The sequence below is a fragment of the Psychrobacter sp. genome (genome assembly GCF_035469765.1).
Lineage (GTDB): Bacteria > Pseudomonadota > Gammaproteobacteria > Pseudomonadales > Moraxellaceae > Psychrobacter.
Window position 1 is genome coordinate 1 of record NZ_DATIRM010000051.1, and the last position, 10,989, is coordinate 10,989.

Below are 10,989 nucleotides of genomic sequence, written 5' to 3' on the forward strand. Positions count from 1 at the left end.
ACCACCAAGTTTTACTCGACCATCAACTGTCGCATTGGCACCTGCACGGCGTATCAGCAATACAGACACAGGCAACTCGCTGTTGTTATCTGCTTGATAACCTGCAAGTCTGCAAGTAAGTGTGTTATCACAGACCGCTTGCCAATCCTGACTGGTAAAATCAACGGGCGTGCCAGCAATACTCGCGGCGCTATATAGCGTCGCACTGATGGCGGTAAGTATGGGGTATAAGATTCTTTTTGACATAGATTTTGTTATCTTTTTTATTTTTATAGATGGCGCTTGAATATCGATGTTATGGTTTGAATATTTAGGGTTGGTAACATTGCTTTGGCTATTATGGACGTTCACATTTGTAAAAAACGCCAGTCTTTCCCTAAGCATATTATTATCCTTTATAATCATTACTCCTCAATAGAAGAGAGATAAGCACCTGCCCTTTTTGGGTTGCAGCGGCTATCTTAACGCACCAATGTTTCTATCTGTTGTACTAATGTACCATTATGTAATTGACAAAGTATAGCCCTAAATACCTATATATGTCAAATAGTGAATATTTAGAGTATAAAAGGGTTAATGAGCCATATTCTCATTAACCCTTCTGCTAGTTTGTCGTTAAATTAAGCGCTATCGGCTATTTATCCTGAGCATCTATAATTGAGCTATTGGCATAAATCAATCTATCAGATAAATACTAAAAAATGCCCTAAGTAATAGGTTCAAGGACTAAATCTACAGCGCGCTTGACTGCGGGGCGCTCAGCAATTTTTCTCGCCCAGCGCTGTAGATGTGGATAATCATCAACTTGCAAGAATTCTGCTGCCTCATAAAGCTTGCCAAGCACCAATTGACCATACCACGCCCAAATAATCATATCAGCAATATTATAATCAGACTCATCGTTGCCACCCATATACTCATTGTCCTTTAAATGACGATCAAGGACATCAAGCTGGCGTTTGACTTCCATGGTATAGCGGTTAATGGGATACTCCATCGGCTCAGGAGCGTAGGCATAAAAGTGCCCAAAGCCGCCACCTAAGAAGGGCGCGCTGCCCATCTGCCACATCAGCCAAGACAAGCACTCTGCCCGTGCTTTGCCTTGCTGCATTGGAATAAATTTGCCAAATTTCTCCGCTAAGTACATTAAAATGGCGCCAGACTCAAAAATAGCAATCGGCTCGCCAGCCTCGCTATTACTATGGTCAACCAAAGCCGGTATCTTTGAGTTTGGGTTAATAGCTACGAAGCCTGAGCCAAACTGATCGCCTTTCGAGATGTCTATCAGATAAGCATCATATTCTGCGCCTTTAATACCAAGTTCAGCCAGTTCTTCTAGTAGAATATTTACCTTAACACCATTTGGTGTATTCAATGAATACAGCTGTAATGGCGCTTCGCCTACTGGCAGTTTTTGTTCATGGCGCGTGCCAGCGGTCGGGCTATTGATATTCGAGAATTTTCCGCCATTCTCTTTATCTTGTGTCCAAATTTTTGGCGGTGTATAGCCATCCGTCTGGCTGTTTGTAGCGTTATTATCCTGAGTCATAATGTGCCCTGTCTTTTATTGTATTAATTGTAGTTTTTAGCAGTGATGGTTGAAAAATAATGATATTAAAAATGGCGTTGTTTGCCATCTACCTCTTACTATAGCGGGGTCTGATCCTATTATTAAAGTCTTATCTTGTAATTACCGTTACTTTGCTGCTCTTTAACTGCTCAGAAGTTGTTTCTATACTACGCATAAAGTATTAGCTAAACATAGCTACCCGTTTCAAACAAACTTTAATAAATCCCTGTACTAAATGGTGACATCCCTATGGTAGTACTGACTCCGACGCAAGAGAAATATCTACCTTATGTACTAGCGGTGGCGTTATTTATGCAGATTTTAGATGCGACGATTCTAAATACATCCCTACCGCAAATGGCTCAAGCACTTGGCGAATCCCCCCTTCAAATGCAGTGGGCGGTCATCAGTTATGCGCTTACTTTAGCAATTTTTATTCCTATTAGCGGGTTTTTAGCCGATAAATATGGCACACGCCGTGTGTTCTTGTCTGCCATCATCATATTCTGTATCGGCTCGCTATTATGTGCCGCATCCCATACCTTAGGCTTTTTGATCGGATCACGTATCGTACAGGCTATCGGGGGTGCAATGATGACACCGGTTGCCCGTTTGATATTGGTGAAATCTTATCCGCGTAATAAGCTTTTGACGGTAATGAACTTTGCGGTAATCCCCGCTTTGGTTGCGCCATTGGTCGGACCGGTATTGGGTGGTTATATCGTACAATACACCAGCTGGCACTGGATATTTTTAATCAATATTCCCATGGGTATTTTTGGTTTTATGATAGGCAAAAAACTGGTGCCAGCATTGTTTGAGGATACCAAGCGGCTAGATTGGACGGGATTTTTATTATTTGCTGCTGCTGCCTGTGGTTTTACAATGGCAGTAGAGTTTGGGGCGCAAGTTGGACGTGGATTTTATGGGCTGATGCTTGGAGTGCTGGCAAGTCTATTGCTCGGTGCTTATATTTGGCATGCTAAACGTCGCGAAGCACCGCTGTTTCCATTAAGCTTGTTTAATATTCGTACCTTTCGTATCGGCATTACTGGTAATCTATTTACTCGATTGGGCATCAGTGCGGTACCGTTTTTATTGCCGCTACTGTTGCAGGTGGTGTTTGAATACTCTCCTTCACAAGCAGGCTGGCTACTTGCGCCCATCGCTGTGGGTGCTATCGGTATCAAGCCTTGGGTGAGTAAGATTATTCAGCGTTATAGCTATCGAACTGTCTTATTTTACAACACAACTTTTATGGGCATCCTCATTATCATCTTGGCACAGTTTAATGATGCCGCGCAGTGGATGTGGTTTATCCCTATCTTAACCATTATGGGTGCTTGTAACTCTATGCAGTTCAGTGCGATGAATACCATTACCATTGGCGACTTACAAGGTACCCAAACCAGCAGTGGCAATAGTTTGATGGCAGTCAACCAACAGCTCGCCATCAGCTTTGGCATTGCTTTTGGCGCAGCACTGCTTAATCTGCTGCGTGAGCGCCTACAGATGGATACTTTGGCAGCCTTTCAAACCACCTATTGGATACTGGGTGTGCTTACCATTTTGTCGGGATTGCATTTTTTGCGTTTAAAACCTGAGGATGGTCGCGGCTTATATTGAGAATGGGTGCTGAAAAATTATATAGAGAATCTAAATAAGAATAGTTGAATAAAAAATAGACCAAAAAAAAGCCAGCCTATGCTTGGGTGATAACCAAAACATAGGCTGGCTTGTTGCGATTTAATAAAAGTCGCTACTATTTAATCGTCATTCATCTGCGATTGGATATAGTTTTCAATACCGACAGCTTTCATTAAATCTTCTTGAGTCTCAAGCCAATCTTGATACTCTTCATTACCGTCTTTTAATATGACTAGTAGCTGACGTGACACATAATCCTGCTGCGTCTCACACAAGGTAATGGCGTCAGTGATAATACCGAATTTTTGCTTCTCTAAGCGCAAATTGCAGTCAATCATTTCAGGTACATCTTCAGCGATGAACATCTTGCCATAATCTTGCAAATTCGGTAAACCACCTAGCAATAAAATCCGTGCAATCAGATCATCAGACCATTTCATCTCTGCAATAGACTGCTTATAGAAACTCTCGTTTAAGGACTCTAAGCCCCAATGACGAGCAATACGCGCATGCAAAAAATACTGATTGATGGCTATCAATGATTGACCTAGCACTTTATTGAGTGCGCGGATAACCTCTTTATCCCCTTTCATCCTTTCTCTCCCTATATATTGATGATATAAGCCAGCTATAGTGACAATGCTTATCTGTTATTCTTAAACAAGATTTGCAGACACTTCAGCCATCTGACTTTGCAAATAGTTCGGTAGACCAATCATATCAATCAGACGTAATTGCTGCTCAAGCCAATGTGCATGGTCTTCTTCGGTATCTTTAAGCTGCTCGACCAACATCTCACGGGTGACATAATCATGCGCTTCTTCACAAATTGCGATACCGTCTTTAAGATGCTTTTGCACCTGATACTCTAAATTCAAATCAAGCTGTAGCATCTCAGGTACAGTGGTACCAATATTAATCGCATCGACACTCATCTTAGGCGTGCCGCCTAACATCAAGATACGGCGAATAATCGCCTGTGCATGTAAGGTCTCATCTTGCATTTCGTGGCTGATACGATCGTAGAGTTTGCCGTAATGCCATTCAGCATACATCTCAGAGTGGATGAAATACTGGTCACGAGCCGCAAGCTCACCACCTAGCAAAAAGTTTAAATAATCAATCACTTTAGGGTTGCCAATCATCACCAGTACTCCTGTACTTATCGTTGTTTGTTATATAAATCCATAATTTTAAATATATATAAAGCGCTATTCGTAAACCAATCAGTAAAGATTAAATCGACGAACTATCTTACAAATTAAGAGCTATATAGTAACATGGGGACCTCGTAACGCTTGTAACGATATGAACTAAGAATAAGATGCGAATTGAGAGTCATAACCAACCACCGTTATTAGTGATAAGTATTGAGGTATCCTCTCTCTAATTAGGCTTAGCACAGATAAGATGACTATGGTGAGTATAATGGATGTGGTAGGTTCGGTGTATCAGTGATATTATATGGACGCTTGCAACTAATTATTAAGATATAATACTCAATTGCAACTAATTATTAAGGTATAATACTTAAAAGCTAAAAGCAAAATATAGGGTTGCGGTATTAGGAGATGTATTACATATAACTAGAGGGTAAAACCTCTAGACAGCTCATTTAAACCGCATAGGCCAATACATTAAGCTTAGCGTGATGCTCATCTAAGTAGTCGTTCACCATAGGCTCACAGCAGCCGCAGCAAGTGGCGACATCTAAGGTGTCCTTTAATCCATCTAACGTATCGATACCGGAAGCAATGGCAGCTTTAATTTGCTTTTCTTTGACATCATTACAGATACAGACGTACATATGCGGCTTCCTACTGTGATTAACTAACGTGATATCCGTTATAATAACGATAACTATTACCATTTACAATAGTATTTGTTGCACTTATTCGTAATATTAATTAAATCTTTATACTTATTTAGTTTTAATTAATAAATGTATGTATGTAACTGAATATAATAATCCGTGTAACGCTACGGTACTTAACGTAGTAAAATGGCGATGAACTGTAAATTTGGTTATTTTTTAATCGATTTTATGGATAAGTGCTGTTATATTGTCCCCCTATTAACTAAAGGTATATTGGTATTGCTCCATGTCTAATAATAATTGTATGATACAACCGCTTGAATTGTTTAAAGTCTTATCTGACCCTACGCGCTTGAAGATTTTCCAAATCTTATATAACAAAGAATCACGCTGCGTTGGTGAGTTAGTGGAAATACTTGATCAACCACAACCAACGATATCGCGCCATCTCAACCATCTAAAAAAATTGGGTATTCTAAGCTGTGTTCGTGATGGAACTTGGATGTGGTATGAGGTCGCAGATGATTTGCCAGAATGGTGCCAAGATATTTTGGATATTATCTATAAGCAAATATCAGCCAAAGACAGCTCAACGCTAAAGCTAACCTAGCGCGAAGATATGTTGTGATTCGCCCATAAAAAAGACCTCATCTGAGGTCTTTTTTTATACTGTATAGATAAAGTTTTTTATTAAATTCTATACCAAGTCTAAAAAATCACTGACAAAGGCATTGGTTGGGCGGTTTATCAATTCTTCTGAGGTGCCTACTTGCTCGACACGACCATGGTTCATTACCACAATCTCATCAGATACCGCCCTTGCCTCTTCTTGGTCATGAGTAACCATGATGCTGGTGATACCAAGCTCATGATGAATGTCTTTTAGCCATGTGCGCAGCTCTTTACGTACCTTGGCATCTAAGGCTCCAAACGGCTCATCTAATAGCAGTAGTTTTGGCTTAACCGCGAGTGCTCGTGCCAGCGCAATACGCTGCCGCTGACCGCCTGATAGTTGGTGCGGATAAGCATTGGCCACTTGTGGTAGTTGCACTAGGTCAAGCAACTCTGCCACGCGTTTATTGATATCAGCTTTACTTGGGCGCTCATTTTTTGGTAGCAACGTCAGACCAAAGCCCACATTGTCAGCGACATTTTTATGGCGAAACAAGGCATAGTGCTGAAACATAAAACCGATATTGCGCTTTTGTACCGGTGTATTGGTGACGTCCAGCTCATCAAATAATATCTGCCCAGAGTCCGAGTATTCAAGACCGGCGATGATACGCAGTAAAGTAGTCTTACCGCAGCCGGAAGGACCTAATAATGTCGTCAGTTTACCGGTAGGCACAGTGATGTTGATATCATCTAAGGCGGTAAAGTTGCCGAATTTTTTATTAACGTTGCGAATCTCAATGCTCATAATGGTGTCTCTTATTATTTCTTTTGTCGTAGCGTGGCAGATTGTTTAATAGTATGGCGAATAGCAAAAGTGGCGTCTATGGACATGAACCGCTATGCTTTGCCCGCCGACTCTTTGACAGTAGCATTAGCACTGACTGGTAGTTCAGGCGCACTCATCAAACGTTCAGACTTTGCGAATTTGCGATCTTGTAGCTTGCTCATGACTTGCTGAATGAGCAGTGTCACTAAAGCAAGTGCGGCAAGTAAGCTCGATAAAGCAAACGCTGCGGTAAAGTTATAGTCATTATAAGCAATCTCGACCAGTAGCGGCATGGTGTTGGTTTCACCGCGAATATGACCTGAGACCACACTCACTGCCCCAAACTCACCCATCGCTCGTGCATTGGTCAAAATCAAACCATACAGCAGCGCCCATTTAATATTGGGTAAGGTCACATGCCAAAACGTCTGCCAACCCGTAGCGCCCAAAGTCAATGCTGCTTGCTCCTCACTATCACCCTGAGTTTGCATTAGTGGTATCAACTCACGCGCCACAAAGGGAAAGGTGACAAACAAAGTCGCTAAAATAATCCCCGGTACAGCATAGATTACCTGAAATCCCATGCTCTCAAGCCAGCCGCCAATGCTAGAGTTTAACCCGAACAGCAACACGAACATCAAACCTGCGACCACTGGCGACACCGAAAACGGCAGATCAAGCAAAGTGGTCACCAGCTGCTTACCTTTAAACTGGTAACGGGTCACCAGCCACGCAATGGCAATACCCATCACCATATTAATCGGCAACACAATCGCGGCGGTAATCAAGGTTAGCTTAATCGCTTGCAAGGCTTCAGGGTCGACAAGAGAGGCAATATACAACTGCCAGCCACCTTTAAAGGCTTCGTAGAACACGGCTAGCAGGGGCACCACCAACATAATGACCATGAATAACACAGCAATGACAATAAAAGTGCTGCGTACCCATGGCGTATCTTTGGTCGCTGGATTGCTTTGGTAGTCGTAGCTATTAGAGATTTGCATTAGCGAGCTCCTACACGGCGCGACAGCTTCCACTGTACGATATTAATGGTTAATAAAATCACAAAGGAGATAAGCAGCATAAACAAGGCAACGGCTGAGGCGCCTTGGACGTCAAACTGCTCAAGCTTACTGATAATGATTAGTGGCAAAATCTCAGACTGCATCGGAATGTTACCGGCGATAAAAATAACTGAGCCGTACTCGCCAGTGGCACGGGCAAACATCATGCCTGCACCCATCAATAATGCAGGCAATAGCTCCGGTAAAATCACCTTGCGAAATGTCGTCAAGCGATTGGCACCCAATACCGCGGATGCTTCTTCAAACTCAACCGATAACTCTGCAAGTACAGGCTGTACAGCACGAACAATAAAGGGAAAGCTGACGACCACTAAAGCAAGCCAAATACCAATCGGTGTAAACGCCACTTGAATATCAAACTTGGCAAACCACTGCCCAATCAAACCATTGGGCGCATATAAAGTGGCTAGTGAGATACCTGTAACCGCTGTCGGTAGTGCAAATGGCAAATCAACTAGGGCGTTAATCAATGACTTACCCCAAAACTCGTAACGTACGAGTACCCAAGCAACCAATGTGCCAAACACCATATTGGTCAGCATCGCCAAAAACGACATCCATAAGCTTAGTTTAATAGCAGCGGTCACTTGTGGCTGGCTGATGGTTTGCCAAAAGCCCGTCCAGCCCATTTGCGTCGTGGTATATGCCATCATGGCAAACGGCAGGACGACCAACAGCGATAAGCTAAAGACGGTGATACCCATGCTTAGTCCAAACCCTGGCAGCACATTGCGCTGACGCAAGCGTGTCAACCAGCCTTTTTTAGGTACAGGTTTGATGGTAGAAGGTGTTGTTGCACTCATAGTGATGTCCTATTGCCTAACTGATGGTACTTATCGTGAGCACTCGGTCGTATCGATATTGAAAAAGACGTTATAGATATGCTCATGGTATAAAGGACATAGCGTTGCAGGCCATGTCCTTTATGAGATTGTCATCGTTTCATGACGTACTGCGTTACTTATTTATGATCAAATAATGCAGGAGCTGCTCTTACATAGAATCTTAAGTAAGTAACAGCTTTTATCGTCAGTGACTATTGGTATTACTGAATTGGTATTACTGAGGCGCATTAATGGCCAACTGATCGAATACCCCACCATCGCTGAAATAAGTGCTCATGATTTCATCCCATGTGCCAAACGCGTCATTCGGGCGGAAAGTATCGATAGGCGGTAATTTGTCGCTATTTTTATCCAATACGCTCTTCACACTTGGGCGAAGGTATAAGTCAGCTGCCAATTGCTGAGCAGCATCGCTCCATAAGAAATCAAGATAGGCTTTTGCCGCATCGGTCGTGCCCTTTTTATCAGTGACTGCTTTTACGATAGCTACTGGGCTTTCAGACTTGATGGAATATTTTGGATAAACGATATCGACTTGACCGACACCAAAATCTTTTGCTGCAAGGTTGGCTTCGTTTTCAAAGGTGACCAATACATCACCGATACCGCGCTGAACAAAGGTAGTAGTGGCGGCACGGCCGCCATTTTCATATACTTTGACGTTTTTTAGCATGTCTTTGACGTAGTTTTTGGCCTGTGTTTCATCTTTATTAAAAGCATGTAAGCCATAACCATAAGCACCCAAGAATGCATAACGACCGTTACCCGTCACCTTCGGGTTTGCCATGACAATCTCAACGCCCTCTTTAGTCAAATCTTGCCAATCATTGATACCTTTTGGATTGTCTTTACGTACCAAGAAAACGATGGTGCTGGTAAAAGGTACAGCGTTATCTGGGAATTTGCTTTCCCAATCTGACTCAACCAAGCCTTTTTTCTCAAGCAGCTCAATATCAGAGCCTTGGTTCATGGTCGCGACATCTGCTTGCAGACCACTAGCGACCGACAATGCTTGCTTACTTGAGCCACCATGTGACTGTTTAATAAGAATATTACTGTTTGGGTTTTCAGCTTTGTAATGATCGACGAATAAGGGATTGTAGTCTTTATAAAAATCGCGGGCGACATCGTAAGAGACGTTTAATAGTTCAATATCTTGTGCTGCTGGCGTGCCCTCTGCGTTGGCAGTCGGCTCAGTTTTTTCGCTATTGCTACAGCCTGTCATACCCAAAGTCAGCGCTACACCGGCGATACTTAGAACGCTAAGCGTTTTATTTTTATGTTTGTAACCTGTGGTATATGATGTCATGGCTGCCTCAAAATAAATAAGTTAAGTAATGCAAGTATGCTAACAGCGCAAGCTTATTATGTTTAATGATGAATATGCGTATGTTATTGCCAAAACGGAATAATGAATCAATAAATAGAAGGTTATCAATAGCTTAAATATTATAAGCCATGAATAACTTTCAAAAATACATCAATAAAAGTTCTGACTTATCGTTATGTGAGCCACTTTTACCATTTATGAACGTGGCTCATAAATGGCTTAGGTGTTACGCTCTACTTGCCTTGTGCCAGCTGATCAAAACGTCCACCATCGACAAAAAATGTCTGCATAATCTGCGTCCAAGGTCCAAAGACACTCACCGGCTCAAACGTCTCAATATCAACCAAAGTGTCTTTATGGGCAGCAAGCACTTGCTCATTACTAGGGCGCATATACATCTGTGCCATCAGCTCCTGTGCTGGCGTGTCCCATAAGCCTTTAAGGTAGGTATTTGCCGCTGCTGTTTTACCCGCTTTATCCGTTACCGCAGTCACTACCGCGACAGGATTAGCAATCAAAACAGAATAACTGGGATAGACGATATCTACTTGTCCTTTGGCAAATTGCTTGGCGGCCAGATGCGCTTCGTTTTCGGTCGTAATGAGCACATCCCCTAAACCACGCTGGGTAAAGCTAGTCGTTGCTGCACGTGCACCATTATCATAAGTGATGACGTTTGCTAGCAGCTTCTTGATAAAGGCATCGGTGTTGACAGAAGCGTTACTCTTTTCTTTAAAATGATGGAGACCATAACCATAGGCACCCAAAAATGCATAACGCGCGGTACCACTGGTTTTTGGGTTCGGTATCACGACATCGATGTCACTACGTGCCAAGTCTTGCCAATCTTTAATGCCCTTTGGATTACCGCTGCGTACCAACAGCACTATGGTACTGGTATATGGGACAGCGCCGTTTGGTAGCACTTGTTGCCAATCAGTGGCAACCAAGCCTTTTTCGACCAGCAGATTCATATCGCTTTCTTGGTTAAAGGTCACTACATCCGCTTGTAAACCATTGGCGACCGACAGTGCTTGTTTGCTTGAGCCACCATGTGATTGATTGATATTTACTTTGCTATTGGGATACTCTGCTTGATAACCCTTAGCGAATAAAGCGTTATAATCTTTATAAAAGTCGCGCGATACATCATAGGAGACGTTTAATAGCTCTATATCTTGCGCAGCATCAGCTGACTTTTTCGTGTCCGCTTGGCTCTCGCTTTGAGTGGTTTCAGTAGGACTACAGGCTGTCA

Annotated in this window: 12 protein-coding genes; 2 read left to right on the forward strand and 10 right to left on the reverse strand. The window is 42.6% G+C overall.

Going from position 1 to position 10,989, the window contains the following annotated elements:
- Both VLN09_RS12275 and yghU read right to left on the reverse strand, forming a co-directional pair.
- Positions 1 to 405 (reverse strand): DUF1176 domain-containing protein (locus VLN09_RS12275; protein ID WP_414709064.1); only part of this gene is annotated, 405 nt, incomplete at its 3' end.
- 301 nt (positions 406 to 706) lie between these two features.
- Positions 707 to 1,549, reverse strand: a complete 843-nt coding sequence (yghU, locus tag VLN09_RS01245) for a glutathione-dependent disulfide-bond oxidoreductase (protein ID WP_325243325.1) — start codon at positions 1,547 to 1,549, stop codon at positions 707 to 709.
- Between the two features lie 270 nt (positions 1,550 to 1,819).
- On the opposite strand from yghU, the gene VLN09_RS01250 reads away from it, so the two are divergent.
- Complete coding sequence (locus VLN09_RS01250) at positions 1,820 to 3,196, forward strand: DHA2 family efflux MFS transporter permease subunit (RefSeq protein WP_325243327.1); 1,377 nt, start codon at positions 1,820 to 1,822, stop codon at positions 3,194 to 3,196.
- 140 nt (positions 3,197 to 3,336) lie between these two features.
- Here VLN09_RS01250 and bfr (VLN09_RS01255) read toward each other — a convergent pair whose 3' ends face one another.
- The 3 genes from bfr (VLN09_RS01255) to VLN09_RS01265 form a co-directional block, all read right to left on the reverse strand.
- Entirely contained in the window at positions 3,337 to 3,810 is a 474-nt protein-coding gene (bfr, locus tag VLN09_RS01255; RefSeq protein WP_325243329.1) for a bacterioferritin, read from the reverse strand.
- A 63-nt stretch (positions 3,811 to 3,873) separates the two neighbouring features.
- Positions 3,874 to 4,362 (reverse strand): bacterioferritin, encoded by a 489-nt coding sequence (gene bfr, locus VLN09_RS01260; protein ID WP_325243331.1) that lies wholly within the window; start codon positions 4,360 to 4,362, stop codon positions 3,874 to 3,876.
- A 470-nt stretch (positions 4,363 to 4,832) separates the two neighbouring features.
- A complete protein-coding gene (locus VLN09_RS01265; RefSeq protein WP_325243333.1) occupies positions 4,833 to 5,024 on the reverse strand; it encodes a (2Fe-2S)-binding protein in 192 nt (63 codons plus the stop codon).
- 295 nt (positions 5,025 to 5,319) lie between these two features.
- On the opposite strand from VLN09_RS01265, the gene VLN09_RS01270 reads away from it, so the two are divergent.
- On the forward strand, positions 5,320 to 5,643 hold the full coding sequence (locus VLN09_RS01270; RefSeq protein WP_325243335.1) for a metalloregulator ArsR/SmtB family transcription factor: 324 nt from the start codon (positions 5,320 to 5,322) through the stop codon (positions 5,641 to 5,643).
- A gap of 87 nt (positions 5,644 to 5,730) precedes the next feature.
- Here VLN09_RS01270 and VLN09_RS01275 read toward each other — a convergent pair whose 3' ends face one another.
- From VLN09_RS01275 to VLN09_RS01295, 5 genes are all read right to left on the reverse strand, one after another.
- Positions 5,731 to 6,453, reverse strand: a complete 723-nt coding sequence (locus VLN09_RS01275) for a sulfate/molybdate ABC transporter ATP-binding protein (RefSeq protein ID WP_325243337.1) — start codon at positions 6,451 to 6,453, stop codon at positions 5,731 to 5,733.
- A gap of 92 nt (positions 6,454 to 6,545) precedes the next feature.
- Positions 6,546 to 7,478: a sulfate ABC transporter permease subunit CysW gene (gene cysW / locus VLN09_RS01280; RefSeq protein WP_325243339.1), complete on the reverse strand. Its 933-nt coding sequence runs from the start codon at positions 7,476 to 7,478 to the stop codon at positions 6,546 to 6,548.
- Entirely contained in the window at positions 7,478 to 8,362 is an 885-nt protein-coding gene (gene cysT / locus VLN09_RS01285; RefSeq protein WP_325243341.1) for a sulfate ABC transporter permease subunit CysT, read from the reverse strand. Before cysT ends, cysW begins: the two co-directional genes overlap by 1 nt.
- A gap of 256 nt (positions 8,363 to 8,618) precedes the next feature.
- Positions 8,619 to 9,713, reverse strand: a complete 1,095-nt coding sequence (locus tag VLN09_RS01290) for a sulfate ABC transporter substrate-binding protein (RefSeq protein WP_325243343.1) — start codon at positions 9,711 to 9,713, stop codon at positions 8,619 to 8,621.
- 254 nt (positions 9,714 to 9,967) lie between these two features.
- A partial coding sequence (locus tag VLN09_RS01295) for a sulfate ABC transporter substrate-binding protein (RefSeq protein ID WP_325243345.1) occupies positions 9,968 to 10,989 on the reverse strand: 1,022 nt, incomplete at its 5' end.

Coding starts and splice junctions, on each gene's coding strand:
- yghU (WP_325243325.1), bottom strand. CDS start 1,549: ATGACTCAGGATAATAACGCTACAAACAGCCAGACGGATGGCTATACA.
- VLN09_RS01250 (WP_325243327.1), top strand. CDS start 1,820: ATGGTAGTACTGACTCCGACGCAAGAGAAATATCTACCTTATGTACTA.
- bfr (WP_325243329.1), bottom strand. CDS start 3,810: ATGAAAGGGGATAAAGAGGTTATCCGCGCACTCAATAAAGTGCTAGGT.
- bfr (WP_325243331.1), bottom strand. CDS start 4,362: ATGATTGGCAACCCTAAAGTGATTGATTATTTAAACTTTTTGCTAGGT.
- VLN09_RS01265 (WP_325243333.1), bottom strand. CDS start 5,024: ATGTACGTCTGTATCTGTAATGATGTCAAAGAAAAGCAAATTAAAGCT.
- VLN09_RS01270 (WP_325243335.1), top strand. CDS start 5,320: ATGTCTAATAATAATTGTATGATACAACCGCTTGAATTGTTTAAAGTC.
- VLN09_RS01275 (WP_325243337.1), bottom strand. CDS start 6,453: ATGAGCATTGAGATTCGCAACGTTAATAAAAAATTCGGCAACTTTACC.
- cysW (WP_325243339.1), bottom strand. CDS start 7,478: ATGCAAATCTCTAATAGCTACGACTACCAAAGCAATCCAGCGACCAAA.
- cysT (WP_325243341.1), bottom strand. CDS start 8,362: ATGAGTGCAACAACACCTTCTACCATCAAACCTGTACCTAAAAAAGGC.
- VLN09_RS01290 (WP_325243343.1), bottom strand. CDS start 9,713: ATGACATCATATACCACAGGTTACAAACATAAAAATAAAACGCTTAGC.